Origin of the sequence: Aneurinibacillus sp. REN35 (assembly GCF_041379945.2) — a bacterium.
In the GTDB taxonomy this organism is placed as follows: domain Bacteria; phylum Bacillota; class Bacilli; order Aneurinibacillales; family Aneurinibacillaceae; genus Aneurinibacillus.
Map to the genome: position 1 here is coordinate 125,780 of NZ_JBFTXJ020000005.1, position 25,350 is coordinate 151,129.

A 25,350-nucleotide genomic window follows, 5' to 3' on the forward strand; every position below is an offset into this window, starting at 1 on the left:
ATGATCATTCGTTGCACACGCGTTGACCGTTACGTATTCGAAGGATTCATCCGCTCCTCCCGCACGGCACAGGAGTGGATACAGGAAGCGAAGCAGCAGGCGGACTGGTTCACGGTTGAGTTGTTTGCTGACTTTTTTCTTTGTTTTTACTTGACTCGACCAGAGATGAACCCGGATAAAGAAGAATCCTCTTTCCACCGCTGGCTTGTTGATACGTTGCGAGGCCAATATTTCTATCGAACGCTCCATCCTCACACAGCCTCTCATGTCAGCGCATCATTCAAAACAGCACTCAAGGCGCTTATGTGGCTCACTCATACGTACGCCAAAGAAGTGAAAGAGAGAAAACAGGAGGAGCAAAAACTTGCAAAGCTTGGCACAGAACGAGAAGAAGGGCAGCAGGGTGAAGAAGCTGCGCAGCTTAGTGAACAGTTATCTGATAAACAAATAGAGAAGCTAAAGCTTATCGGCTATACGCTTCAACAGGGCAAGAAAATTGCTGAAGAAAAACAGGAAGCACGTGATACGCGCCCGCTCGTAGAAGCAGAAATAAAAGCTCTGCGACAAAGAATCATATCACTGCAGGAAGAAATGCAAACAGATTTCAAAAAGCGAAATAAATTGAAACAAAAGCTAAAAAAAATCGAGGAAGAGCTTGCACAGCGGGAGAAGCAGCACCAACGACTTACGCGGCAAACCGAAGAAGCTCTCTCACAGCTTGAAGAAGAATTAGGAGAATGGTTAAATACATCACTTACACAGACACTTGCCAGTGAAGAAGAAGAAAATCGCTTTCTATACGATCTAGTAGAAGCAAGCCAACGATTTGCGAACCGCCGCTGGGGCAATGAATTGGGAAAACTGCGCAGACAAACGTTTGAACAGTACCTTAAATGGGCCGCCAAGCTTAAAAAGCAGCCCGATCTACTTGCTTTTTTACAGGAAGTAGGGCGCAACATTCAATACTATCGCGCACAAAAACGTAAAATACGTACCACACGCATTCCGGAAGCATATGATGACCTGCGTCAGTCCAATGATATGGCACACATGCTTCCGAGCGAGGCTGTACTGCTGGCCGATGAAGACTATGAGCCGTATTTCATGGTGAAGTGGCTTGAACAAAAACTGATGACATATCATACAACCGGCTTTATCGAGGAACCCCAGAAAGGCCCAGTCATCTGCATGCTTGATACGTCACACTCAATGCGGGGCGGCAAACTCAGGCTTGCTCAGATTTTTACCATGACATTCGCCGCGCTCACCCTATTAGAAGGACGCGATTTCCTACTTCTCCTCTTCGGTGCCAAAGGCGAAGTAAAGGAGCAGCCGCTTTACCATCGTAAACCCAACTGGCCTGCTTTCTATGCCTTGTCACAGATGACATTTGGCGGGGGTACGCATTTTGATTCCCCTATTGCGCGCGGCATTGAATTTGTCCAGCAAAGCTCTGCCTTCCGCAATGCTGATTTCGTAATGGTGACAGACGGCGTCGGCCATATCTCTCCCCCTATACAAAACCAGCTAAGAGAACTCGGAGCACAGCGGCATGTGCGGCTTCACTCGCTCATCATCGGCTCTGCTCGCCAGCATCTAGCGCAGAAATACGACATTCTAGGCGTCTCACACCGCGTTCGCTTCGCTACAAACTGGGAGATGGGCGACGAGACTTCTACAGGGTTATTGCTCGATGTATTTGAACCTGCCGATCCACAGACAGCGCTTAGAAAATAAAAAACACGCAAAGAAGCAGGCTTTCCACCTGCTGCCCTTTGCGTGTTTTTTTATGTATACCACATAGATTACATACGTTTCCCCGGTTCGACCAATTGCAATAATTCGCGGTCGGGTCCATAGAATAGAATCATCCGTCCACCTTCAAGAGTGGGCTTCGGTTCCTCTGTATTAAACACGATTCCTTTATTCCGGTAATACGAAATCGCTTCTTCTATATTATCAACAGTAAAAGCAATATGATTTACAATCCCACTATCGCTATAGCTGCCCTGCGGAGCAAGATCACGAATCAGCTCAATCTCCATACCTGCCTGTGCATTATGATAGAGAAACGTCATCTCCCGCACCTCATTTTCCCCGCGCAGCCGAACCTGATAGTCGAACATTTCTTTATAAAAATCGATTGAACGATCCATATCTGATACGATTACAGCCACATGCTCCATTTTCTTAATCATATTCTTTCCCTCTTTCTATTGTCGTTGTTTTTCGTGCTTTTTTATATTCTACACTTCCGCACACATACAACAAAGAGACGAAAAGAAAATATACACATAATCTTGCAGTTTTGTTCAAAAAAGATGGTGTAAGTCTTTTGAACTATGATAAAATAATCACGGAGCGTTGAAGGATCTTTTGTATGTGGGCACTTGAGAGATCTGGAGCAGATAGTGCAACCGGCCAAATCTGGTCGGTTTTTTTATTTTATTACAAAGGGGAATGGTAAGCATGTCGGCTTATCGCTTAATTTCACCACAAACACTGAAAACAAAGCTTTTCTTTTCAATGGGAGTATTGTTTCTGCTTATTGGGATTCTCAGCGTTGTTCCTATAACTCTTACATTAAATTATGAACGAAAAGAAGAAATTCTTTTAAACTTATCTGAAACAATTCGCTTAGAACAGAAGTTTGTCGACACTTGGTTCGAAAAGCGGGTGCAAACCATACAGTATTTCGCTTCTCTTCCTTCAGCTAAGCAACATAACATCGAGGCTTTGCAAAAAAACATGCAAATTTTTTCCGAAAGCCAAAATGAATTCACTGCGCTTGTATTTGTAGATAAAAACGGAATAACAAGAATTGACACGAATGCAAGCACAGGGGTCGACCTTTCTGATCGTGAATATTTCAAGCAGGCACAGCAAGGGCATTCTTATATTACAGATGTGTTCATTGGAAGGGTATCGGGCAAGCCTATTATCATCGTCTCTTCGCCAGTTATGAATGAGAGGCATGAATTTCTGGGCGTTATATTCGGCTCAGTAGAACTGACTACCGTTAATAATTTGATGAAGCAACTACACTTTGGCAAAACAGGAGAAACCTATCTGATTGATAAACATGGACTTATGCTTACTGAATCCAGACATTCTCCCCCACACACAGTAAAGGAAACAGGCTTTGAAAGCAACATCATTATAGATCGTACCTCTGTTTTTAAGCATGTCATGGCGAATGCCCCACTTACCGAAAGCTATAAGAATTATCGGGGGGTTGAGGTATTTGGAACGTATCGCTGGGTAAAAAACCATGAATGGGCGATTATCGGAGAGATCGAACAACGTGAAGTTTTCGGCCCTTTCTATCATCTGCTGTTTATTATGGGGATTATTGTTTTCCTTGTTATTTGTGTTTCGTTGTTTTTTATTCGTTCCATTATAAAGCAAATCGAATATCCGATTCATTATTTGCTGCGAGGAGCCAAAATTATCGAAAGCGGGCATTATTCCTATACGATCGATAGCAGCGTGATCCAAAAAACACCGCTAGAAATGCGCCAGCTATGCGAGACGTATAATCGCATGTCTAGAGCACTGCAGCATCATCTACAACTGCTTGCAGAAAGCGAAGAACGGTATCGTTCCTTATTTGACCTCTCACCGCAAACCATCGGCGTACATAGTGAAGGGGTCATCGTCTGCATCAACCAGGCAGGTGTGCGCATGCTGAAGGAAGATTGTATGGAAAAAGTAATTGGGACATCCATCTATGATATTGTGCATCCTGACTTTCACGGTGCTGTGACGGAACGATCCGAAAAAATCACAAATAATGAGCCTTATGAACGTCTAGTCGAACAGAAAATCATTTGCAAAGATGGAACATTCATTGATGTCGAAATTACAGCAGCGCCCATTGTGTATAATGGGAAGAATGCCATTCAATTTGTTGTCCATGATGTAACAGCACAAACTAAAATGAAAGAGAAGCTGAAGAAAGCAAACGAAACTCTGCTCCAACTTTCCATTATAGACGGTCTTACAGGGATTTATAACCGCAGATATTTTGATCAAAAGCTGAAGGAAGAATGGGAACAGGCAGCACAAGCTTCCTCTCCTTTTTCTCTCGTTATGTTTGATATTGATCAGTTTAAATTATATAACGATACATACGGGCATCAGGGAGGGGATGAATGCCTTAAGAGGATTGCACGCGCCGTTGAGGAAGAAGTTCGGCAAGCGGGCAGCCTGATCGCCCGATACGGCGGGGAAGAATTTGCGTGTATTCTGCCCAACACTGACACAGAAGGCGCACTGCTTGTGGCAGAGAAAATTAGAGCGTGTGTTGAAAACCTGCAGCTCCCCCACTCCGCCTCCAAGATCGCACCGTTCGTTACTGTTAGTGTTGGTGCAGGAACAATGATCCCTTCTTCTCCACAGAAGCCGGAGGCCTTACTCTCATGTGCAGATAAAGCACTGTATCATGCAAAAGAGCACGGTAGAAACCAAACATGCCACTATCATCAGCAAAAAGTCGGCTAACCCTTTTCCTTTTCATGAACAAAACACTGCCGCCCCTATCTTAGAAGAGGCGGCAGTGAATTATCTATACGTATTTAAGCTTCATCCTGTACCATGCGCACGAGCATATGTGCGAGGTGGTGACGTTGATCCTGGTCGCCGACTTTCCATAATTCCTGAAGCAAGCGCTCTTCACGATTGCGCGGTTCTTCGTTAGCAGCTAAATAATCTCCTACCTTCTCCGCAGTTTTTGCCAGTGCTTCTTCGCCCATTCCTAACTTTTCGCCGAGGTGAATCTTATCTCCAAGGTAATTTTTGAATGAATCGAAGTTGCCCATAATGTCCTCTTTTTGATCTTCACCCATGCGGCTTGCTACTTCGCCGATTCGACCGGTGTCTACATTGCCACTCTTATCAACCATATGATTCATTTCATTGTTTTCCATTCTTCTTCCTCCTCGTTGTTTAAGAATGTGTTACTGGCTACAGATAGAACTTTCCACCCTTTTCCTGCACTCAAACAAATATAAGACAAATATTATACAACTATTGTTCAATATGTTATTTTCTCGTATCTGTTGAATCGAAACGGACCGTTCTTATACACTGTGTAGAGAATATAAAGAAGCTCAGTGCCAGCAATCGTATTTTCTTTTCCCATTTGGTTATGCAAGAAAACAGAAAGAAAAGAGGAGACTATGCTATGAAGCTTTTTGAGGAACCGGATTTATTAGGTATTTATTGCGAACGACGGGATAGCGGCCATCCTGAAGACTATGCGTTTGAAATTACACAAAAATATATGTTTAACTTCTTTATCAGCAATATGAATCGGCTCTTTGCCATTAATAAGACAGAATTATCCCCTGCCATGCCAGAGGATGAAAAGGCACGACTGCATTACTTGCAGAATGCGTCAGACACAGAAAAGCTGCATCTGATTGAACGGTGGTACGAGGACTATAAAGACAGCATCTACTCTTCACCGGGCTCGTTCGAGCGGGCATACCAGCATCGAAATGCACTCATCCAAAATCACAAGAAAGAATAATAAAAAACCCGCCGCCTACTCGGATGTTCTCCGAGCGGGCATAACGGGCCTTTTTTCACTCTGATATAACGGCTGTTATTGCTTGACCAACTCAAGCTTAACCGGTACATCTTTCTCTACCTTTTCACCGGCAGCAACCTTTTTCGCTACTTCGATTGCTTGTTTACCTATCAACTCGGGCTTCTGTGCAATCGTTGCGCTCATGCGTCCGTCTTTGACTGCGGCTACCGCATCATCTGTTGCATCAAAGCCTACGACTACGACATCTTTTAGACCTGCTGATTGGATCGCTTTGATTGCACCTAATGCCATCTCGTCATTATGGGCAAATACGGCTTTAATATCTTTGTTGCCTTGGAGAATATTCTCCATAACGCTCATGCCTTTTGCACGGTCAAAATCGGCTGGCTGTTTGGCAATAATTTTGACACCTGTTTCTTTATCCATAACCTCATGAAAGCCTTTACCGCGTTCACGAGCAGCAGAAGAACCAGGAATCCCTTCAAGCTCCACAACATTCCCTTGTTTCCCGATTTTCTCAAGCAGATATTCTGCCGCCATTTTACCACCGGCCACATTATCCGATGCTACATGGGAGGCTACCTCGCCACCTTCCGCACTCCGGTCCACCGTAATAACCGGGATGTTCGCACGATTTGCAGACTTAATCGCAGAAGATACCGCCGCCGAGTCAGTCGGATTTACCAGCAGCACGTCTACCTGACGCTGAATCAAGTCCTCAATGCCAGAGATTTGCTTTGCCGGATCATCCTGCGCATCAACAGCAATAAGTTTCATGTTGTTTTCTTTTGCCGCTTTTTCCGCGCCCTCTTTCAGGGTCACGAAGAACGGGTTACTCTGTGTGGAGACAGCAAGACCTACGGTGATTTCTTCCTTCTTGCCTCCTTCTGATTTTTCAGATGTGCCAGGTGCCTGTGTGGTACAGCCAACCATGAGCGAGAGCCCGAGCATACCTACTGCGAGACCGTTAAACAGCTTTTTCATTATTGTAATCCCCTTTACGCTAATAGTCTGTATACTATGCTGCCTTCTTACGATCAAGCAAGACGGCAAGCAGAATCACTGAACCTTTTACAACCTGTTGATAGAACGAGGATACGCCTAGCAAGTTCAATCCGTTATTTAGAACACCAATAATCATCGCACCAATCAATGTACCAAAAATCCAGCCGCGTCCACCAGATAGACTGGTACCCCCAAGCACTACCGCAGCGATTGCATCCAGTTCATACCCCATACCTGCATTGGCTTGTGCTGAATTTAGACGCGAAGTAAGAATAATACCCGCTAATGCGGATAAAAATCCGGTCAATGAATAAATATAAATTTTTACTCGGTCCACTTTAATTCCCGATAGAATTGATGCTTCTTCATTGCCGCCAATAGCATACGTACGGCGGCCAAATGCCGTCTTCTTCAGAATAAAGTACAGCACCGCAAAGCTGCCGAGCATCCATAATACTGGAACAGGAATGACAAAGAAATAACCGCCCCCAAGCATGGTAAACATTTCACTGTCAAAATCGGTAATCGGACGCCCTTCCGTATAGACGAGCGTAAGTCCGCGGAATATCGTCATCGTAGCCAGCGTAGCAATAAAAGGAGCTACTTTTCCCTTTGTTACGAGAAGACCATTTACCGCTCCCATAACCAATCCGGCAAGAAGTCCAAGAAGAACCGCAAGGATTGGGTCCATACCGCCTGTCATCATTCCGGCGGTCAATGCACCAGCCAGTGCCAGCATTGCGCCAACCGACAGGTCAATTCCCCCGGTTAAGATAACAAACGTCATACCAAATGCAATCAGTGCATTAATCGATACTTGACGCAGCACATTAAAGATATTGTTTTGCGTTAAAAAGTCTGGACTCATTACCGCGAGAATAGCGATAATAACAAACAATCCAATAACGGGTCCGAGCTTTTGAAGATTAAGTGAAAAAGATTTTTTGTCTGCCATATTACTTTCCTCCGGTGGCCGCGTGCATGATCTTCTCCTGCGTGGCCTGAGTTTTATCCATCACTGCCGCCAGCTTCCCTTCATGCATCACAAGAATCCGATCGCTCATGCCGAGAATCTCCGGCAACTCCGACGATATCATAAGAATGGTGACTCCTTCAGCGGTAAGCTGATTCATGATGTGATAGATTTCTTTTTTGGCTCCAATATCCACACCGCGCGTCGGTTCATCAAGAATCAATACTTTAGGTTTGATTCCGAGCCATTTACCGAAAACGACCTTCTGCTGGTTGCCTCCACTTAATGATTTCACCATTTGTTCGCCGCTGCTTGCTTTGATATTCAGCCGCTTCATCATGTCATCGACAAGCTGTGCCTCTTTCGAAATAGACACAATTCCATTTTTCGCTAATGTCTCTAGATTCGTAAGTGCAATATTCTCGCGTATAGAAAGCCCAAGAACTAAGCCTTGACCCTTGCGATCTTCTGTTACGAAAGCAATTCCCTGTGCGATCGCATCATCCGGCTTGCGAATGTGGATTTCCTCCCCATCGAGAAAAATCTTACCCTCCGGCTTACCGCCTACGCCAAACAACGCACGGGCCACTTCCGTCCGTCCAGCCCCCATAAGGCCCGCAATGCCAAGCACCTCACCACGTCGAGCTGAAAAACTAATGCCGGAAATCGTCGCTTCGTCACTTACATTCTCAACACGCAAGCGTTCTTCTCCTAATGCAACCTCACGTTCCGGAAAGCGGTCGCCGAGCTGTCGGCCCACCATCATACGCACGATGGTTTCCAAGTCGGTTTCCTTTATTGTTTCCGTACCAACAAACGTACCGTCCCGTAGGACAGAGATACGATCACATATTGCAAAAATCTCTTCCATTCGATGCGAAACATACACAATTCCTACACCTTGAGCACGCAATTCTCTCATTACCTTAAATAAGGCTTCGATTTCTCGCTCCGTTAACGCCGCTGTCGGCTCATCCATGATGAGTACTTCTGCATTCAACGAAAGAGCGCGGGCAATCTCGATCATTTGCTGCTGTCCAATAGAGAGCTTGCCGGCTTCCATGTCCGGATGCAAATGAACGCCAAGCCTCTCTAGATAGATGCGTGTCTGCTTTTTCATCTCATTGGTGCGAAGAATACCGGTTCTGCCGTAGCATAAGTCACGGCCAAGAAACATGTTCTCCATAACACTAAGCTGTGGAATGATATTGAGTTCTTGGTGAATAACAGCAATGCCTAACTGCTCCGCTTCCTTCGGGCTGCCTATGCTCATCTCTTGCCCGCGCACACGAATAGCCCCCGCATCCTTCTGATAAATTCCGGTAAGAATTTTCATTAAGGTAGATTTCCCCGCTCCATTCTCACCCATCAGCGCGTGAATTTCACCTTTTTTTAGCGAAAACGATACGTCTTTAAGTACATGTACTTTTCCAAATGATTTAGTAATGCCTGTCATTTCAATTAGCGTGTTCATTCTGCAACACCCTTTTGTTTAAAAGATCACGCCGGATGTCAAAATAATATTTGCATATGGCGTAGCTTCCCCTGTCCGGATAACAGCTTTCGCATGCCCGGTCAGCTTTTTGAATTCCTCATGTGATACATAGGAGAGCGAAGCGTGAGGTAATTTGTTCCCTATCTGCTGTGCAATCCCCTGATTATATGTTGTAATCTCACTGGCAAGCACGGCCGATTCCACCTGCATCTCCTCAAGCACAACCTCAAGCGTCTCGATAAACGACGGTAAACCCGGCTTCAGTGCCAGATCAATACGGTGCACTCCATCCGGAATCGGCAGACCGCAATCACCAATCACAATCGTATCGGTATGTCCAAGCTTGGCGATGACCGCTGCGATTTCACTGTTTAATGTACCTGTCTTTTTCATTGCTTAACTCCTCTTATGTCTCTACATCTCCGATTGATGAAGGAAGGCTTCCACCTGGGCATGAGATGGCATTCCTCCCTGCGCGCCGAATCTGGTAACTGATAATGCACTAGCAGCTACCGCATAGCGCACCGCTTCTTCCATCGAACGTCCTTGCCCAATCATGACTGCCAACGCTGCATTGAATGTATCCCCTGCCCCCGTCGTATCCACCACAGCAACGCTAAAGCCCGGTTGATGATGCACGCCACGATCCGGTGTGCTGTAGTATGCCCCGTCACTTCCCTTTGTCATGACCAGACATCCCGGATATGAAGCCATTCGTTCACGAAAATCTGCCGTATCTCCCGCCTGCTCTCCAAGCAGGATGGCCAGCTCATATTCATTCGGTGTTAGCACGGTAATACTTTGCATAATGTCATGCGGAAGCTGTGCAGCCGGCGCTGGATTAACAATCACAGGCACATGATGTGCATTGGCGATGCGTACCGTCTCCACAACTGCATCCAGCGGTATCTCAAGCTGAAGTAATACAGCGTCAGCTTCCTGAATAGCTATCTCGGATCTGCGCACCGTCTCCGGCGTTACCGTATGATTAGCGCCTGGCACAACAATAATCGAATTATCTCCGTTCTCCACTACGATAGAGGCAATTCCCGTCGCACATTGTGTAATCGGTTCCACATCGTCCACACGTACACCTTCACGGCGCAAATTCTCTACAAGCTCTACACCGAAGCTATCATCACCAACACAGCCAACCATACGAACATCCGCACCAAGCCTCGCACAAGCAACCGCCTGATTAGCTCCCTTGCCTCCGGGCAGTGTGGAGAACCGGCTGCCAAGCACCGTTTCTCCTATCGCAGGCACACGCGGCGTCTCGGTTACTAGATCCATATTGATACTGCCCACCACCACCACTTTCGGTTGTCTCATCTCTTACACCTCCTTCGTCGTTCCTCGCTTAATCAGTTGTACATCAAGTTCATAATACCGTTTATCAAGCGGCTGCTTCTCAATCATCTTAATAAGCATACGCGCCGCTAACGCTCCCATATCGTAGATGGGCTGTGCCATCGTGGTTAGTTCCGGATAAACAACCTCACCCATCGCAATCCCATCATAGCCAACAATCGATAGCTCCGCCGGAATGCGGACCCCAAGCATTTGGGCCGCCCGCAGCGCACCGATCGCCATCGTATCGTTTCCAGCAAAAATCCCATCAACATCCGGATACTCTTTAAGCAATGCCAAAGTCACTTTTGTTGCCTGTCTCATATCATAATTCCCAAGCCCAATCAGTCCGGTATGAAACCAATCCATTTCTCCTACTGCATCTAGATATCCCTGACATCGTTCATTCGCATTAACAAGCTGCACGGGACCTCGCAGGTGAGCAATCTTCCGGCAGCCCTGGCTTAACAAGAACTCTGTCGCTTCTCTAGACCCTGCACGATTTTTAGATGTCACCATCGGAATCGTGTCCGATGCAATCGTACGATCAAGCACGACTACCGGTACATCTAAAGCATGCAGTTCTTCTGCAGTAAGCGCTGTGGAAGCGAGCAGGAAACCATCGATATAGCGCTGATTCAATGCATGAATGTATTGTTTCTCTTTTTGTGGATTGTCATCTGAATTGCCAAGAATCGTCGTATATCCATACAACTGCATGACGTCTTCAACTGCACGGGCCAACTCGGGAAAGAATGGATTTGTAATATCTGGCACCATTAATCCTATCGTGCTCGTTTTTTTGTTAGATAAACTGCGGGCCACGAAATTCGGCGTATAATTTAACTCTTTAATTGCCCGCAATACTTTGCGCTCTGTCTCCTCATGTACATATCCACTGCGATTTAATACGCGGGATACAGTAGCGACGGATACACCCGCAAGCCTCGATACATCTTTAATGGTAGCCATCTATGCCTTCCTTCCCAACAACTTATCGTAATGTGTAATCGGTTACACATCATATTCAAACATACTATAAAACGATATGATACAATTTGTCAATCACAATTACCGAATTGTGTTTTACTTTTTTCACTCCACTTGGCAACAAAGGCTGCCTGATTTGCAAAAGCTTCTCGTTCATACTCTTGTATTGCAGCAATAATACGCCTTGCCTCTCCTGTCATATACCGGAGCGCATACAAAAGGTCACGTCGTGCCGTGCACCGCCCCTCCTCTCCTAACAACAGGTAAGGAAGAAGAATGCCTGCTGCATCTTCCATGATCAAATGAATGATTCGCTGTTTTACTGCCGTTGGGGTGATTAAGGCATAAGGGAGAAGTAGGTCAAGACGAATAAGCAAGTAACGGCATTCATCATACAAATCATGATCAAGCATACATTCCGTATGCGCCTGTCGTACTTTTTCTTTCATTTGATGAAGTGTATGTACTAATTCTCGCTCATCCGGCCACGCAGCACTTTCTGCCTTCCCCTCGCATGCTACATGCCTTTGGCGAAATAAACGCGTCCACCATACCGCCTTCATAAGTTTTGCTCCTTTCATTGTCTCTTTGTTCCAATATAGTATGGGACGAATTTCCATTATTCATCCCTATTGCACTTTGATCGGTTCTGGATTTTGCAGGATATTAGTCCGTACCTATGGGAGTAGTCGCATACTTCTCCTTCTTTTTGCATATGAAACATGTACTTTTTTTGTATAATCGAGATTTCAGAGCCAAAATACGGTTGCCAAATTCAGTAAGATAGAAAATAATAATAACCATGTACTTAGCATGACTACATGAAAAACTAAAAAGAGGCGGTTTTTTATGAAGTTTGATCATACGTTATCCTGCAGAATTGAAGAATTAAAAACACTCCTTGCCTTAACAGCGGCTCAACATAACTTTAACTTTCAGCATCCCAGCGTATTGTATATTAGTCAGAAATTAGACCAGCTTATCATAAAAGCCATGCGCCCACAGGAAGAGTTGGTTCCTGCACTGTAACTATTGCTTTTTTCCAAAAAGAAACGCTTTGAATTTATTTCAAAGCGCCTCTGTTTACCTTCTTTGAGAGCCAAACAGTTTTTTTTAACGGTTTGGCCTTTGGTTTTCTCTCTTTGCTTTTTCGTTTATTCGGCTTGGTGCTCTTCGCTGGTGTACGCACCTTTTTCTTACTCGGTGCCGGAACATCAAGTATTAGGGTACCAGGCGGTATATATTCTGCCGCTCCCCCCGTCCCTTTATTACTCGCCGTTTCGGATGTGCGATTCGTATCCGCAGGAACTTTAGGTGTTTCTGTTTTTGCAGCCGGAAAAAGAATGGAGCTTTTGCTTGGTGTATTCGCTTTCCAGGTTGAGCTTGCGGCTTCACTTTCTATATTTACATTGAAAAACTTCGTGTTCCCTTGTTCGTCTTCATCATCATCCTCTTCATCTTCAAATAACCGATCCGCTTCTTTGTCCCAGGCTATAACCCGCGCATCGGATATGTCGTTTCCATTTTCTACATATACTTCCGCTTTTCCCACTCGTCCCTCATGGTAATCCACCTGCCGCTCCCTCCCGCTCTCTATCTCTCGCTCCTTCACCTCCGCACTTGCTGCTACTTCTTCATGCTGATCTGCTTCTATCTCCATCCGAGCTATCTCATGCCCCCTACCTATTGCTGCATCTGTATCAGAAACTGTATGTGCAGAGACGTTAGGGTTTGAGGCTTCCTCTTTATTTTTTACGGTCATGCTCTGTATCTGATCGATCCTGTAATATACTTCCCTGTCTTCTTTTTTCAAAATAAGATAATCATCCTTTATGTCTAAAAGGCAGCCATATGCAGCATCTTTACCAAATTTGTTGATCCATATCATATGATCAATCCAATACGTAAGCGGATGTTCCGTTTCTTTCTCACTCATGTCCATCCCTCCGATTACGTTGCTTTTCTTCTCCTTAACCACCAGCGGAAATTCTCATACGGCCATTCCCAACGACCTAGCCATATGCTGTCTTTGACTGCATCTTTTTGCGGTATCTGTTCTTCCTTCTTCTCGATAACCCTTATGCTGTGAAGGTGCGCTTTAAAAAAGATCGTCAGTTCATCGTCATTTGCAAGGACGATCCGATTTGGAAAGACTTCCGTAAGAATGCCTTCCACTCCTGCATGGCCCTCATGATTGATGGAAACATGATAAGATTGCATTGTCTCAAACAATGCATCCATCGAAGATACATCTATATACGCTGGCAGCATTTCCTCCTGCTGCCCCTCTGGCTGAGAAATATTTGAAGCGGTCGCACTAATGCTTGTGACCCTTTCTCTTTTGTAATAGACGATGCCTTCCGACTCTTCATGAAGCACGAGGTGATCAGGCTTTACCGCAAGCAACAGACCCGCTCGCAACGCTATTCCATTCTCATACAAGCACACATGTTTGCCTATCAACGACGTAACATTGTGACCTTCCTCCACCCGACTTCCTCCCTTATCGTTCAATTACTCTTTATTGATACATGTATACGTATACCCACACAGCAAGATATGGGGTAATCACCCAATTTCCATGAATTCCGCATATGCCTATTAAATCGTATCAAGCAAAAAAGCGCTCTTGACGGAGCGCTTTTTTGTCTGAAGTACATTATTCGCCTTTGCTAAGCCGCATATCTCCTGCATTCTCCATTTCCGAAGCGTTGCGCGCTTCGCCAGACGGTGACGGTTTGGCAGGCTCATTCGCTTTACCAAGATACGGCGTATCTTCTACGTGCCGGTGTCCCTCTGGGTTCTGGTGACGATATTGGCGAAACTTATTTTCTCCCATGTTATTCCCTCCTCTGCTGCATATTTCATACCAATATATTTTTCGCCGTCATGCTCTGAGCTATACGGTATTGATTTCTTACTGTAATTCACTGCTCACTTTTGTTTGGAACGCCTTATCTTGCAGCAGCAGAAGTTCAAACTCATTTAGCGAACCCGTGAGTTTTTCAACTTCTTCTGGCTGCAAATGATGAAAGAATACAGCAAGCTCTGTCCGGGTGCCTTCTTTTGTAGTTGCATACATTGCATCGGTCAAGATATAGGCGGTTGATCCACCCTTCTTGCCTGCATGCTGAAGCCATTGCTTATTTGCTGGATTTTCCATTATCCCCTCAAGAAGCGGATGAAGGTACGTCTGTACCTCCTTTGAAAAATAAGTGCGGCTATTGATTTTTTGCATCAGCTCAGCATACTCTTTAGCGGTCGCACTAGGAAAACGCTCAGAGTTCATCTTATCTATATCTCCGTCATACCAGCGCTCAATTCCCGATCCGTTTTTGTATGTTCCGTCTGCATCGTTAGCAAGCTTCTCATGAATTCGCCACGCATATGCGGCCCACTCTTCATCACTCATTGCTGCCATCTTCTTTTTCGCTCTTGCCAATGCCTCCTTCTCCGACCCTCCCGATGTGTCCGCTGCCATTAACTCATACGGTAATAATAATGAAGAGACGAACGGATAGATAGCTTCATGACGGGACAGTCCCAGATCAACAAGCGTTTGATCTATATTCTTTTTTCCAAGCCTTTGCATCAAATATTCCGTGTTCGCATTCGAGCTATATTGGATCATTCCCTTTGCCACTTCCTCTAGGGAAACCATACCATTCTTTACAGCCCCTTTTTGTTCAAGCGACGTACGCCATGCCGAATGCGCACCACCGTCAAGATTGGGCAAATAATACCTCTCGAGTTCATCAAGCGGCACCATATTCTTGGGTTGAAGTTTTCCTTGTGCTGACTGTTTCGCATATTCGATGGCAATCACCGTTTTTACGGTGCTAGCAAGCGGCATCATTTTCTCAGAATGAAAAGCGACCTTCACTTCTCCATCTTGAATATAATGCAGAGAAGCTCGCTGTGGATTCTCTTTTATAAATGAAAGCATATCAGCAGCAGTAGGCGATTTTTTCTGATAAATATATCCCAAAATTCCGGCGCCTATAGCCAGAAGTGCACTAACGCCCAGCAGTAAACGTTTCACCATAGGTTCTCCTTTGTTTTTATAGGCAATACGGAGGGATAGACGATCCGTTTCATTTTTTCACCGTATCAGGTATAAGGAACTACAGGATTTTTTTCTTTGCTACCGAATTTACCTTGTAAGACAATCTATACGAAGGAGGCGCATTCATGAAGCATGTCATTGCTCCATTGCTCATCTGTCCATTTCTTCTTAGCTATCATGCGCCTGTAGACATAGCTATCGCAGAAGCCAAAACCCCACATTATATTACTAAGAAACAGACGAATGTGATTTCTACCTCTCCGTCTATCATGATTACAGGAGATAAAACATTTACAACACGCACAAAGGATGCTCTTACCTTGCTGAAGACAAAAGCACCCGCAGACTATGCGCTCGTCATCGCCTCTATCGGCAAGATACAGCAGCATACTTTTAGCGGCATGGCAGCATATGAAACACCGCCGACCTACAAAGTCGGTGCTGCCACTTCGTCAGCTTCTCTCACCTGGTATGCAAGCACTATCGTACATGATGCATATCATTCGAGGCTGTATCATGACTACCTTACTACACACAAAAGAGCTGTTCCTAATGATGTGTGGACAGGAATGACAGCTGAAATGAAATGCCTTGAGATACAAATTGAAACCTTAAAACGCATCGGAGCACCCGATGCGGAGGTTGCCTATGCACAATCCTTACGCGGTGCTAACTGGTGGGATCTAAATGGAGATGGTACGTATGACACAGAGGATGAAAAGCTGCGAGATTGGTAGAAGGTTTTGTGCTACAATATAATGGCACTTTATACTTGATGTAGAAAGGATATAGATACGTGATCGGCTCTTTTTTAAAGACAATTCTTACCCTGCTGCCGCAGAATGCGATTTCTCGTCTAGTAGGACAAGCTGGACGCTCTCGGGCAAGCAGGCGCTTTATTAAGCCATACATTTCTTTTTTCCGTATTAATACGGAAGAGATCGAACGGCCGCTGGCGGATTATCCACATTTGACCGCATTTTTTACGCGTAAACTTAAGCAAGGGGCCCGTCCGATCAACACACGCCCTGACGCAGTAATCAGTCCGGTGGATGGAAAAGTAGCACAGGTGGGAACGATTCATCAAGGGGCGCTCATCCAAGCTAAACATATTAACTATACGGTAGAGCAATTGCTTGGATGTTCACAGGAGAAGGCGAAGCGTTTTGAAGGCGGGACGTTTCTGACAATCTATCTGAGCCCGCGTGATTACCACCGGATTCACATGCCAATTGACGGTGAGCTAACACACTTGACGTATGTGCCTGGGCGTCTTTTTCCTGTTAACAGCATCGGCGTGCACCATGTGCAGGGACTGTTCACTAAGAACGAGCGGATTATTACGTACGCCGATACACCTGCTGGAGAGATGGCTCTAATAAAAGTAGGTGCATTCATCGTTGGCAGCGTGAAGGTTGGGTACGGGGAGCATACGACCAATATAAAGGGCGGACGAATGTATTCACGTGATCTTCCTGATAAGCCGTTATACCAAAAAGGGGAAGAGGTCGGCCTATTCGAGTTCGGGTCTACGGTGATTCTTCTGTTTGAAAAAGATCGCATCGTTCTCGACAAGAAAATCGTAGAAGGCACAGATGTAAAATTCGGGGAGCAGATTGGTACGATCGACTCTTCGAACAACTAAGCATAAAAAAACGGATGAGAACAGAGCAGGCGCTTCTTCCCCATCCGTTTTTGTTTGCCGTCATCTATCATACATGCGAAGAGAGCGGCCATACTGATGCATAACCCAAAGATGAATCAGCGCCTGGGTAGCATTGTAGATAAGCCAGGGAAGCCTGGGGACGAATTCGTGAATCGCTACGATTACATAGGTACCGGAGAGAACTTCTCTGAATTCAAGGCGACCACAGCTTCGCATAGGGTCAATACGTGCCAGCATTCCTCCAGTAATATAATAGAGCACCCGATCAGGCGTACTGCGTTCTTCTGAATACGTTAGTTCTAAAAGCGGCTTCTTCATCCCCCACAGCAAAAAATGCATCCGCCCCTCTACCTGTTCTACACGAATAAACGGCTTACAAGTGCGTGACAACCACCGTGCATAGTCGCCTCCCATCCAAGCTGCATTCCTGCCTGTAGGCAACAAAAGTCGCTGTACCGACCGAACAGTATTGCCAAACCTTTTCTTCCTTATCCTCTTCCTCTCTTTATCCAATGCCGCCACGGGTATAGGCGAATCACCATTATCCATTCCAATGCAAGCAGCAAGCAGTTTCACAGCATCAACTCGTCTACTAGCAATATCGGTACGAAGTACGGTCACCGGCACACCATGCGCGGACAATGTTTCCTCTATTTCCAATTGGCTGCGCAAATGACTTGTGAGTGCCTGCTCATCCTCTGGAATTAGTTCACCTAGATAAATAATTTGCTTCACTCCGGCTTTTTTTGCCGCACGTGCAAAGTTATCCGCTAAAATCAGATGCATATCCTGCGCCTTTCCCTGCGTCAGACGTGCCGAGGACGCTACGGAATGAATCAGATAAAAAGCATAGTCGGCATCTTCTAGCCCCTTCTCAATCGCTGCCAAAGAAAATAAGTCCGCCTTCCGCCACTCCATCTGCGGCCAACCATCATTTTGCAATTCTACATTTGTTCTTTCCTTGCATGTCAATCCGATAACATGAGCGTCAGCCGCAAGATGAAGCGATAATGCTTTACCAATAAACCTACTTGCTCCTGCTATAGCTATCGTAGGTTTTTTCTCCATTCCACTATCCCCCATTATACTTCCTCCTTTCTCTTAACTTTTTTATCCTATCACCTCACTAAGTAGCTACACATGCATTATTTCCTACCATAAAATGGACGAGGGACTAATGTACTCATTCAATATTTTATGTTTTGTATAAAACAGAATCGGGAAACTCATAACTGTACCGGTTGAACAAACCAAACTTAACTACAAAGGAGAGATGTTTAACATGGCACGCAATAACAAGAACAATATGAGCATGGAAGAAAGAGGACGCAAAGGCGGAGAGGCAACTGCTCGTTCCCACAATAAAGATTTCTATGAAGAAATCGGACGCAAAGGCGGAGAAGCAACCGCTCGTTCTCATGATAAAGATTTCTACGAAAACATCGGGCGCAAAGGTGGAGAGGCAACCTCACGCTCCCACGATGAAGATTTCTATGAAAACATCGGGCGCAAAGGTGGAGAAGCAACCTCACGCTCCCACGATAAAGACTTCTATGAAAACATTGGCCGCAAAGGCGGGGAAGCTCGACAAAATGACAATAATAAATAAAAAGGAAGGGCAAGATAAACATCCTGCCACTTCCCGTCCGTAAAAAAACCTTACGAGAGTCCGTCGCAGCGGACTCTCTTTTATTTTATAAAGAAACAAATCAGGACACAATAGAGAATTTCATAAAAAAATTACCTTCGTCGCTTCAAAAACAGGCAGGAATATGCGAAGATGGTAAAAGAAATATTGAAAGGAAAGAAAGGGAGCATCAGCAGATGAACAGATGGTTGCAATCGCGCATGCGAATCAAGCGCGTCTATTTTCTAGTCGGTGGAGGCCTTTTTGTGCTGCTTGTTGCCTTTGCGCTTACTGCTTTATTGTCAAAATCAGGCGGTACCCCTTCCGATACAGTTACACAAACCCCAACAACCGAAACGGAAAATGTCTCGACATCAGCACAAGCGAATGGAAGCCAAAGTGTAATAAGGGTTCCACTCAATAAGACGCTAGATGAGGCTAAGGCGGAAGGAATTTATTCCGACACGAGGACAGCTCAATCTTCTTCCTCGAAGCAGACAAATCAGAACAATACGGAACGCAGCGGGTCATCTTCTTCAACGTCCTCATCAGGACAGACCTCAGGAACAAAAGAAAAGGAACAAGCTGTAACATCCGGCCAAGGTCTTGATTCCAACACCGTTAATCAATTACGCAGTCACGGTATTCGCGAAGGAGATCTTGTTAAGATTGACCGAATGGTCGCTGAAGGACTTGATCCGAAGGAAATCGCTCAATCGCTGCGCAAAAATGGAAATCCAAACCTGGCAAGTGTGATGGATCAAGTACCGCGTAAGCCAAAGCCGGAGAAATCCTCGGCACAGGAAGAGAAGGGAGCTGCAAAGCAGGATACATCTGCTTCACATAAAAACAGCGGGCAAAAAGATGATGACAATGAAAATCAACAAGAAGGACATGATGATTAAGACAGTTTATTTAGGAGCTGTCCGGAAAGTGATATCTTAGCCGAAATCTTGATAAAAGGAAAACCCAAGAATGCTGTTATATCAACATTCTTGGGTTTTTGTTTTGTGTGCATTTTACTTTTAAAGGGACTGACCCATCCTCATATACTATACATCCTATGGGATAATAAAACCGTCTGGCTTATAATTAATCGCTTTAACATAACCGGACGCATAGCCATCCTGGTCAATAACCTTAATATAGTAGTGACCCCCCGATTTAAGATCAACCGTGGTCTGGTATCCGCCATATTCAGCATCAACAACTTCGGTCTGCGCAATTTTTTTATCCGGAAAGTACGGAATGCGCTTCCACAATTCCCCTTTTAATGAACCTGAGCCAGAGCTTTTCCATACTGCGATCGTCGCCACTCCGGAATCAAAATATTCATACGTCGATGTTTTATCTCCCTGTGTCGTTCCGACTTCAAGTCTCCCACTGGCAGCTCCTGTCCCTGGAGTTAGCACAGCACATAGAATGATAGGAACCAACCAGCGCTTTTTTATCACTTGATCCTTCCCTCCTCCTAGTAGGTTGTGTTTTATGCTATCGTACTGTAGCCAAGATTGCTAGACGCTCATTGTACCTGTGCAATAAGTCGCAAATAACAATATTATCCATTTCTTTATCCCTATTCCCTTTTTTTCTTCTTTTTCTCTCCTTATTTGAATAAATTTAAATTATCGCTCTACATTTCTTCCTGAATTTCTTATACTACATATATACTTCCTTTTTTTCTATTTTTATAATATTCAAATTCGATTTACTCATAGAAACAAATTAGTATACTCCACTCTATCATTGTATCTATTTTATAAGGAGCTATTCATTTTAATGGACGTACTAGTAGAAACATACGAATTATCATTTGTTATCTTATCACTAGCGATTTCTATCCTATCTTCGTATGTTTTTTTCGATACAGCCGGAAGAATCGCCACCAAACGCGGAATCAGCTATATTGTATGGCTAACCTGTGGAGCAACAGCGGTTGGAATCGGTATCTGGTCGACGTACTTGATTGGCATGCTAGCTTTTCATGTACCTGTATCTTTTTCCCTTGAGCCATTTCTTTTTATTGTATTCTTGTTTGCAGCGCTGGCAGGCGCTTATGCCGTATTAATCACTCTTACTCTTAACTTTACGAGTCGTCTTATTCTGCTCATAAGCAGCGTATGCATAGGCACCGCTATTACGTTTATGCATCAACTTGGTATGTATGTCATGAATAGACACAGTATAATCGACTCGACTTATGCAGTTCTTGCCATCTCTTTTACTATTACTATACTTGCCTCATTCATGTCGCTCTGGACTATTTTTTTCAAACATCCTTATATAGAACAGAGCGGGACTATACGTAAGATTCTAGGTGCAATCATCCTTGGATTGGCAATTTTCGGCCTGCATTATATTATGCTGGTCACCGAGGCATCTAAAGCGGCAGAGACTGTACTGAAGCCTTCGCCTATTTTTTTTGACATACATTACCCGCAGCTTGCTTCATTTATTGTGGTTATGTGTCTCACTATTCTGCTATTTATTATTACGGCTGCTTTCGTCGATCGACACTATGCTATTAAGATTCACAAGAAAAACGCTGCTGCACCTGCTGTAGCCCAGACCAGTTTGCGGAATACGTTACACAACCAGCAGGGGATGACATTTACATTTTATGAAAAAGACGGGCAATTCATTTTTACATTTTGTGATGGAGAAATGCTTAAGCGCTGCGGATTTACACCTGAGCAAGTGATTGGTAAGACATTATTTGACCTAACTCCATACCCAGATGCAATTTTCCATACGAACTTCTACCGTCAGGCTTGGAAGGGAGAGGAAACGGTTATGTTTGAATATACATTCCGTTCTATCTCTTATCTAGCTGCCCTCAAACCTGTCAAACAGAATGGTCAAGTAATCGAGGTGATCGGCACTTGTGTTGAAATTACCGAACGAAAACAAATGGAGCGACAATTACAGCGCATCTTCTCAACGCTTGATATATCCGTATGGACAAATGACTTGCAAAATCAACAAATCCTCAATACTTCTCAAGGTACAGAAAAAATTTACGGTGTTCCTGCGGAATTATTTGAGTCAAATACGGATCTTTGGCGTCAGATGATCTATCCAGATGACCAGGATTTTGTTTATGAGATGGAGAAGCTGCTCGAAGGCGGGGAAGCCATTACACGTGAATATAGGATTATTGATAGCAATGGCAACATTAAATGGCTGCATGAACGTATCGTTCCTACTGTCGACTCAGAAAGCAACGTACTTTATTTGGATGGACTTGCTATCGACATCACAGAACAAAAATGCATGGAAGAAGCACTGCGGGAAGAGAGAAACTTCACCAAAACCATTCTAGAGACAACCGAATCGTTAACCATTGTTATAAATACACACGGGCATATTATTATATTCAATCGCGCATGTGAGACGCTAACTGGATATTCCGCTGAACAGATTCTTCATCGTCCGTTCTGGGAAACCGATTTATTCGATAGCGATGAGGCCTCTAGAGCAATACAAGTGTATAATAACATACTCAACAACCATTCGATTCATCACACGGAAAAGTACTGGCGTACAAAGGACAAAGGAGCACGCTTAATCTCCTGGACGCTTTCTACGATAAAAAATGAAAATGCGACCGTAAAATACATTGTAGGAGCCGGTATTGACATTACCGATTGGCGCTTAGCTGAAGAGCGGCTTCGCCAATCAGAAAAGCTCTCCATTGTAGGACAATTGGCGGCTGGGATTGCCCATGAAATTCGCAATCCACTCACCAGTCTTAAAGGCTTTCTTCAGCTTCTTTGTGAGTCCACAGACGATAAGCTCTATTTCGATATCATGTTGAATGATCTGCACCGTATCGAGAGCATTACGAGCGAATTTCTACTTTTGGCCAAACCTCAATCCATTGATTTTCAGCCAAAGAACATCATTGAAATTATAGAAGAAGCTATTTCTTCTACTGCTGAACAAGCAATAATGAATCAGATTGTTATTGTCACAGAATACACTTCCGATATCGGAACAATTTATTGTGATGAAAATGAAGTAAAGCAATTATTTGTCAACCTGCTGCAAAATGCAATTGATGCAATGGGAGAAGGCGGGGAAATCTTCATCCATACAAGCATACACAATAAGCGGCATGTTCTCGTCAGCATAAAGGATTGCGGGTGCGGTATCAGTCCAGAACGCCTAACAAAACTTGGGGAACCATTCTATACAACGAAAGAAAAAGGGGTCGGTCTTGGTCTCATGGTAAGTTATAAAATTATTGACAGACATCAGGGAAATATTACGATCGACAGTACTGTAGGAGAAGGAACTACCGTACATATCTGCCTGCCGATCTATCCCTTTACATAACAATAACTCATCATATGGAGACGCGCGCCTCGTTGTATCATTACAGCGAGGCATACATACGCCCGCAAATATTTGTATATTCAGAATTAAGCATTTATAATTAAAGGAAAAATAAGGGGAGAGCAAGCATGGAAAGTATATATGAAGATATTCGCATTCTGCAAGAATATGTAACCTTAGATGGGGTAACTCTCTCGATCCACGTATATGAATGGGACGGGATGCTGATTGACACAGGCTCTAAATCTATTGCTGCACAAGTCCAATCATTTTTTGAACGCCATGCTCCTGAGCAAGCGCTCATCACCCATTTTCATGAAGATCACTGTGGGATGGCTGGTTGGCTGCAGAAAAAGGGACTACCGATTTACATTCATCCCATGTCCGTGGAAACTGCCGCAATCTCACCTGTTCTTCCTCCCTATCGTACATCATTCTGGGGAGTACCTGATCCTTTTCAACCGCATCCACTACGTGCTGTTCATAACACAAATCGCTATCAGCTTCAGGTGATTGAGACACCTGGACATGCCGAAGACCATGTTGTTCTCTATGATGCAGAAAGAGGTCGATTATTCAGCGGCGATCTTTTTCTCGGCTCCAAAGTCAAAATATGCATCCGAACAGAAAATATGCCTAAGCTACGGAACTCGCTTCGTCATGTGCTTACTCTGGATTTTGATACCATTTGCTGTGCACATGCAGGTATTATTACAGATGGGAAGCAAAGACTCCGAGAAAAATTAACACACCTTGAAGAAATCGAAGAAAGAATACGGACCCGCTATGAGCAGGGCTGGAGCCTGCGTGAGATTACCCGCGAATTGTTTCCAAAACGTCCGCTCATTTATCATTTATCTCATGGTGAATGGTCACCCATCCATATTGTGCATTCATTCTTCAAGGAATGCAGACAACGGGATGCTGCTTATGATTGATTTGTATCTTAAGATCTACAATTTGCGTTTTTTTCACGATTTTTATAACATATTCACTTCCACTACACCTTTTTACCTGTTTCATTTCGCTTTTAATAGGGTATTTATACATATACAATTGAGGTGACACCCTGTTATGAGAGCGAAAATTACTCCAATATCAAATAAAAAGATTAAAGTAGAAGCACCGCGTCTTGTTGATCAGCGCATTTCCGACTTACTTGTTGAGTCATTACAATGCAGCAAAATGACTTATCGTAAAGATGAGGACGAATTCCTGCTGCCTGACTCATTAACATTTGAAGATGTCAGCAGTTTTTTAAGTGAATATTTCGGCGACTGTTCCATGCTAGCCGATGATCAGATTGTTCTTGCTTATGACTAATCAGGTTGCTCATCTCCCTTGCAAAAAAAACAGCCCTTCTCTTTGAAGGGCTAAACAAGGGATAAGAGAACCTTACTGAATAGTGGCAAGGGGTTCAACACACTTCTTATTATAGACCGCAAACGTAAACATTCTATTTGGCTACCGTTATATTTATGTTAAGTTTACATCTTCATTTTTATTCAGTACATACGATATAGAAAACAAGAAAAATTGAAATGGAAGTACGTCTAAAGGATGTAATGCTGTAGTTTTTTATTAGTATTTTTGGTATTTTCAGGTTTTCATCTTTGCATTTGTGGTAAGATGAATGTGTCTAGTTGAATCCCTTTTTACTCGCCTTCCCACTATGATGGGAGGGTCTTTTTTTTGTTGTAACACAAAAAAAGGAAGTGGACAGTGTCCACTTCCTCCCCTCTACTATATGTCTGCGCCCTGTCCGTTATTTTCGAACGAGAATGGCATGATCAACTTTGATACATTGGTCCATAACCACGGTGATACCTGCTTCTTGTGCCTTCTTAGCCGCTTCCTCATTATAGATCCCCTGCTGCATCCAGATTACCTTTGGCTTGATCTGAATCGCTTCATCAACAACGGGACCCACATCTTCACTGCGGCGGAATATATTAACAATATCAACTGGCTCACTAAGTTCAGTTAATGTATCTGCAGCCGTCTCACCAAGCGCTGCTTCTATTCTGGGATTTACCGGAATAATCTTGTATCCTTTATTCTGCATTGCTTGTGATACCATATAGCTTGTCCGATCAGGCTTATCTGACAAACCGACGACAGCGATGGTTTTAGCCTCTTCAAGAATTTGACGACGTTCTTCATTTGTTGGGTTAGTAAAAGCCATGTGCACAGCCTCCTTTATTTGTTTGCTCTTTACTTATCTTTCGCCATCTATAGGTCTAACTCCTTTTTGACAAACACTTCCGTCTGTCGGCGGATTTGTTT

The 25,350-nt window shown here is 44.2% G+C and carries 27 protein-coding genes and 1 riboswitch; of the genes, 11 read left to right on the forward strand and 16 right to left on the reverse strand.

Features of this window, described 5'->3' with window-relative positions:
• Complete coding sequence (locus tag AB3351_RS11530; RefSeq protein WP_371147296.1) at positions 1 to 1,737, forward strand: hypothetical protein; 1,737 nt, start codon at positions 1 to 3, stop codon at positions 1,735 to 1,737.
• A 68-nt stretch (positions 1,738 to 1,805) separates the two neighbouring features.
• On the opposite strand, the gene AB3351_RS11535 is transcribed toward AB3351_RS11530, so the two are convergent.
• Entirely contained in the window at positions 1,806 to 2,198 is a 393-nt protein-coding gene (locus AB3351_RS11535; RefSeq protein ID WP_371147297.1) for a VOC family protein, read from the reverse strand.
• Between the two features lie 151 nt (positions 2,199 to 2,349).
• A riboswitch (cyclic di-GMP riboswitch) is annotated at positions 2,350 to 2,432 on the forward strand.
• Between the two features lie 37 nt (positions 2,433 to 2,469).
• Here AB3351_RS11535 and AB3351_RS11540 point away from each other — a divergent pair.
• A complete protein-coding gene (locus tag AB3351_RS11540) occupies positions 2,470 to 4,503 on the forward strand; it encodes a sensor domain-containing diguanylate cyclase (protein ID WP_371147298.1) in 2,034 nt (677 codons plus the stop codon).
• Between the two features lie 74 nt (positions 4,504 to 4,577).
• Here AB3351_RS11540 and AB3351_RS11545 read toward each other — a convergent pair whose 3' ends face one another.
• Positions 4,578 to 4,928 (reverse strand): DUF3243 domain-containing protein, encoded by a 351-nt coding sequence (locus AB3351_RS11545; protein ID WP_371147299.1) that lies wholly within the window; start codon positions 4,926 to 4,928, stop codon positions 4,578 to 4,580.
• A gap of 257 nt (positions 4,929 to 5,185) precedes the next feature.
• On the opposite strand from AB3351_RS11545, the gene AB3351_RS11550 reads away from it, so the two are divergent.
• On the forward strand, positions 5,186 to 5,533 hold the full coding sequence (locus AB3351_RS11550) for a hypothetical protein (protein WP_371147300.1): 348 nt from the start codon (positions 5,186 to 5,188) through the stop codon (positions 5,531 to 5,533).
• A gap of 75 nt (positions 5,534 to 5,608) precedes the next feature.
• Here the strand turns inward: AB3351_RS11550 and rbsB are convergent, their stop codons facing one another.
• From rbsB to AB3351_RS11585, 7 genes are all read right to left on the reverse strand, one after another.
• Positions 5,609 to 6,538 (reverse strand): ribose ABC transporter substrate-binding protein RbsB, encoded by a 930-nt coding sequence (rbsB, locus tag AB3351_RS11555; RefSeq protein WP_371147301.1) that lies wholly within the window; start codon positions 6,536 to 6,538, stop codon positions 5,609 to 5,611.
• A gap of 34 nt (positions 6,539 to 6,572) precedes the next feature.
• A complete protein-coding gene (locus AB3351_RS11560; protein WP_371147302.1) occupies positions 6,573 to 7,514 on the reverse strand; it encodes an ABC transporter permease subunit in 942 nt (313 codons plus the stop codon).
• Position 7,515: 1 nt separating this feature from the next.
• Positions 7,516 to 9,006 carry a sugar ABC transporter ATP-binding protein gene (locus tag AB3351_RS11565; protein ID WP_371147303.1) on the reverse strand — a complete coding sequence of 497 codons (1,491 nt, stop codon included), beginning with the start codon at positions 9,004 to 9,006 and terminating at the stop codon, positions 7,516 to 7,518.
• An 18-nt stretch (positions 9,007 to 9,024) separates the two neighbouring features.
• Positions 9,025 to 9,420, reverse strand: a complete 396-nt coding sequence (gene rbsD, locus AB3351_RS11570) for a D-ribose pyranase (protein ID WP_371147304.1) — start codon at positions 9,418 to 9,420, stop codon at positions 9,025 to 9,027.
• A 21-nt stretch (positions 9,421 to 9,441) separates the two neighbouring features.
• Positions 9,442 to 10,359, reverse strand: coding sequence for a ribokinase (gene rbsK, locus AB3351_RS11575; RefSeq protein ID WP_371147305.1), 918 nt, complete (start codon positions 10,357 to 10,359; stop codon positions 9,442 to 9,444).
• A gap of 3 nt (positions 10,360 to 10,362) precedes the next feature.
• Entirely contained in the window at positions 10,363 to 11,349 is a 987-nt protein-coding gene (locus AB3351_RS11580) for a LacI family DNA-binding transcriptional regulator (protein WP_371147306.1), read from the reverse strand.
• A gap of 89 nt (positions 11,350 to 11,438) precedes the next feature.
• Positions 11,439 to 11,930, reverse strand: a complete 492-nt coding sequence (locus AB3351_RS11585) for a hypothetical protein (RefSeq protein WP_371147307.1) — start codon at positions 11,928 to 11,930, stop codon at positions 11,439 to 11,441.
• Between the two features lie 286 nt (positions 11,931 to 12,216).
• Between AB3351_RS11585 and AB3351_RS11590 the strand changes: the two genes are divergently transcribed.
• Positions 12,217 to 12,396: a Spo0E family sporulation regulatory protein-aspartic acid phosphatase gene (locus AB3351_RS11590; RefSeq protein ID WP_371147308.1), complete on the forward strand. Its 180-nt coding sequence runs from the start codon at positions 12,217 to 12,219 to the stop codon at positions 12,394 to 12,396.
• A 34-nt stretch (positions 12,397 to 12,430) separates the two neighbouring features.
• On the opposite strand, the gene AB3351_RS11595 is transcribed toward AB3351_RS11590, so the two are convergent.
• The 4 genes from AB3351_RS11595 to AB3351_RS11610 all read right to left on the reverse strand — a co-directional run bounded on the left by AB3351_RS11595 (position 12,431) and on the right by AB3351_RS11610 (position 15,412).
• Positions 12,431 to 13,303, reverse strand: coding sequence for a hypothetical protein (locus AB3351_RS11595; protein WP_371147309.1), 873 nt, complete (start codon positions 13,301 to 13,303; stop codon positions 12,431 to 12,433).
• A gap of 14 nt (positions 13,304 to 13,317) precedes the next feature.
• Positions 13,318 to 13,857 carry a hypothetical protein gene (locus AB3351_RS11600; RefSeq protein ID WP_371147310.1) on the reverse strand — a complete coding sequence of 180 codons (540 nt, stop codon included), beginning with the start codon at positions 13,855 to 13,857 and terminating at the stop codon, positions 13,318 to 13,320.
• A 169-nt stretch (positions 13,858 to 14,026) separates the two neighbouring features.
• Positions 14,027 to 14,206, reverse strand: coding sequence for a hypothetical protein (locus tag AB3351_RS11605; protein WP_371147311.1), 180 nt, complete (start codon positions 14,204 to 14,206; stop codon positions 14,027 to 14,029).
• 78 nt (positions 14,207 to 14,284) lie between these two features.
• Entirely contained in the window at positions 14,285 to 15,412 is a 1,128-nt protein-coding gene (locus AB3351_RS11610; protein WP_371147312.1) for a serine hydrolase, read from the reverse strand.
• Between the two features lie 146 nt (positions 15,413 to 15,558).
• Here AB3351_RS11610 and AB3351_RS11615 point away from each other — a divergent pair, with 146 nt between their 5' ends.
• Entirely contained in the window at positions 15,559 to 16,170 is a 612-nt protein-coding gene (locus AB3351_RS11615; protein WP_371147313.1) for a hypothetical protein, read from the forward strand.
• A gap of 59 nt (positions 16,171 to 16,229) precedes the next feature.
• Complete coding sequence (gene asd / locus AB3351_RS11620) at positions 16,230 to 17,078, forward strand: archaetidylserine decarboxylase (protein WP_371147314.1); 849 nt, start codon at positions 16,230 to 16,232, stop codon at positions 17,076 to 17,078.
• A gap of 60 nt (positions 17,079 to 17,138) precedes the next feature.
• Here asd and AB3351_RS11625 read toward each other — a convergent pair whose 3' ends face one another.
• Positions 17,139 to 18,182, reverse strand: a complete 1,044-nt coding sequence (locus tag AB3351_RS11625; RefSeq protein ID WP_371147315.1) for an NmrA family NAD(P)-binding protein — start codon at positions 18,180 to 18,182, stop codon at positions 17,139 to 17,141.
• A gap of 190 nt (positions 18,183 to 18,372) precedes the next feature.
• Between AB3351_RS11625 and AB3351_RS11630 the strand changes: the two genes are divergently transcribed.
• Both AB3351_RS11630 and AB3351_RS11635 read left to right on the forward strand, forming a co-directional pair.
• Complete coding sequence (locus tag AB3351_RS11630) at positions 18,373 to 18,708, forward strand: KGG domain-containing protein (RefSeq protein ID WP_371147316.1); 336 nt, start codon at positions 18,373 to 18,375, stop codon at positions 18,706 to 18,708.
• 215 nt (positions 18,709 to 18,923) lie between these two features.
• Complete coding sequence (locus tag AB3351_RS11635) at positions 18,924 to 19,631, forward strand: hypothetical protein (RefSeq protein WP_371147317.1); 708 nt, start codon at positions 18,924 to 18,926, stop codon at positions 19,629 to 19,631.
• A gap of 156 nt (positions 19,632 to 19,787) precedes the next feature.
• Here AB3351_RS11635 and AB3351_RS11640 read toward each other — a convergent pair whose 3' ends face one another.
• Positions 19,788 to 20,180 (reverse strand): hypothetical protein, encoded by a 393-nt coding sequence (locus AB3351_RS11640; protein ID WP_371147318.1) that lies wholly within the window; start codon positions 20,178 to 20,180, stop codon positions 19,788 to 19,790.
• 325 nt (positions 20,181 to 20,505) lie between these two features.
• Here AB3351_RS11640 and AB3351_RS11645 point away from each other — a divergent pair, with 325 nt between their 5' ends.
• From AB3351_RS11645 to AB3351_RS11655, 3 genes are all read left to right on the forward strand, one after another.
• The gene (locus AB3351_RS11645; protein WP_371147319.1) at positions 20,506 to 23,064 is read left to right on the forward strand and encodes a PAS domain S-box protein; all 2,559 of its coding nucleotides are present in this window, start codon (positions 20,506 to 20,508) and stop codon (positions 23,062 to 23,064) included.
• A 128-nt stretch (positions 23,065 to 23,192) separates the two neighbouring features.
• Positions 23,193 to 24,002, forward strand: coding sequence for an MBL fold metallo-hydrolase (locus tag AB3351_RS11650; RefSeq protein ID WP_371147320.1), 810 nt, complete (start codon positions 23,193 to 23,195; stop codon positions 24,000 to 24,002).
• 136 nt (positions 24,003 to 24,138) lie between these two features.
• Positions 24,139 to 24,387 (forward strand): hypothetical protein, encoded by a 249-nt coding sequence (locus AB3351_RS11655; RefSeq protein WP_371147321.1) that lies wholly within the window; start codon positions 24,139 to 24,141, stop codon positions 24,385 to 24,387.
• Positions 24,388 to 24,829: 442 nt separating this feature from the next.
• Here AB3351_RS11655 and AB3351_RS11660 read toward each other — a convergent pair whose 3' ends face one another.
• Positions 24,830 to 25,249, reverse strand: coding sequence for a CoA-binding protein (locus AB3351_RS11660; RefSeq protein ID WP_371147322.1), 420 nt, complete (start codon positions 25,247 to 25,249; stop codon positions 24,830 to 24,832).
• Between the last annotated feature and the right edge of the window lie 101 nt (positions 25,250 to 25,350).

Excerpts from the sequence above, each read along its gene's own strand:
- AB3351_RS11530 (WP_371147296.1), top strand. The coding sequence starts at position 1 with ATGATCATTCGTTGCACACGCGTTGACCGTTACGTATTCGAAGGATTC.
- AB3351_RS11535 (WP_371147297.1), bottom strand. The coding sequence starts at position 2,198 with ATGATTAAGAAAATGGAGCATGTGGCTGTAATCGTATCAGATATGGAT.
- AB3351_RS11540 (WP_371147298.1), top strand. The coding sequence starts at position 2,470 with ATGTCGGCTTATCGCTTAATTTCACCACAAACACTGAAAACAAAGCTT.
- AB3351_RS11545 (WP_371147299.1), bottom strand. The coding sequence starts at position 4,928 with ATGGAAAACAATGAAATGAATCATATGGTTGATAAGAGTGGCAATGTA.
- AB3351_RS11550 (WP_371147300.1), top strand. The coding sequence starts at position 5,186 with ATGAAGCTTTTTGAGGAACCGGATTTATTAGGTATTTATTGCGAACGA.
- rbsB (WP_371147301.1), bottom strand. The coding sequence starts at position 6,538 with ATGAAAAAGCTGTTTAACGGTCTCGCAGTAGGTATGCTCGGGCTCTCG.
- AB3351_RS11560 (WP_371147302.1), bottom strand. The coding sequence starts at position 7,514 with ATGGCAGACAAAAAATCTTTTTCACTTAATCTTCAAAAGCTCGGACCC.
- AB3351_RS11565 (WP_371147303.1), bottom strand. The coding sequence starts at position 9,006 with ATGAACACGCTAATTGAAATGACAGGCATTACTAAATCATTTGGAAAA.
- rbsD (WP_371147304.1), bottom strand. The coding sequence starts at position 9,420 with ATGAAAAAGACAGGTACATTAAACAGTGAAATCGCAGCGGTCATCGCC.
- rbsK (WP_371147305.1), bottom strand. The coding sequence starts at position 10,359 with ATGAGACAACCGAAAGTGGTGGTGGTGGGCAGTATCAATATGGATCTA.
- AB3351_RS11580 (WP_371147306.1), bottom strand. The coding sequence starts at position 11,349 with ATGGCTACCATTAAAGATGTATCGAGGCTTGCGGGTGTATCCGTCGCT.
- AB3351_RS11585 (WP_371147307.1), bottom strand. The coding sequence starts at position 11,930 with ATGAAGGCGGTATGGTGGACGCGTTTATTTCGCCAAAGGCATGTAGCA.
- AB3351_RS11590 (WP_371147308.1), top strand. The coding sequence starts at position 12,217 with ATGAAGTTTGATCATACGTTATCCTGCAGAATTGAAGAATTAAAAACA.
- AB3351_RS11595 (WP_371147309.1), bottom strand. The coding sequence starts at position 13,303 with ATGAGTGAGAAAGAAACGGAACATCCGCTTACGTATTGGATTGATCAT.
- AB3351_RS11605 (WP_371147311.1), bottom strand. The coding sequence starts at position 14,206 with ATGGGAGAAAATAAGTTTCGCCAATATCGTCACCAGAACCCAGAGGGA.
- AB3351_RS11610 (WP_371147312.1), bottom strand. The coding sequence starts at position 15,412 with ATGGTGAAACGTTTACTGCTGGGCGTTAGTGCACTTCTGGCTATAGGC.
- AB3351_RS11615 (WP_371147313.1), top strand. The coding sequence starts at position 15,559 with ATGAAGCATGTCATTGCTCCATTGCTCATCTGTCCATTTCTTCTTAGC.
- AB3351_RS11625 (WP_371147315.1), bottom strand. The coding sequence starts at position 18,182 with ATGGGGGATAGTGGAATGGAGAAAAAACCTACGATAGCTATAGCAGGA.
- AB3351_RS11630 (WP_371147316.1), top strand. The coding sequence starts at position 18,373 with ATGTTTAACATGGCACGCAATAACAAGAACAATATGAGCATGGAAGAA.
- AB3351_RS11635 (WP_371147317.1), top strand. The coding sequence starts at position 18,924 with ATGAACAGATGGTTGCAATCGCGCATGCGAATCAAGCGCGTCTATTTT.
- AB3351_RS11645 (WP_371147319.1), top strand. The coding sequence starts at position 20,506 with ATGGACGTACTAGTAGAAACATACGAATTATCATTTGTTATCTTATCA.
- AB3351_RS11650 (WP_371147320.1), top strand. The coding sequence starts at position 23,193 with ATGGAAAGTATATATGAAGATATTCGCATTCTGCAAGAATATGTAACC.
- AB3351_RS11655 (WP_371147321.1), top strand. The coding sequence starts at position 24,139 with ATGAGAGCGAAAATTACTCCAATATCAAATAAAAAGATTAAAGTAGAA.
- AB3351_RS11660 (WP_371147322.1), bottom strand. The coding sequence starts at position 25,249 with ATGGCTTTTACTAACCCAACAAATGAAGAACGTCGTCAAATTCTTGAA.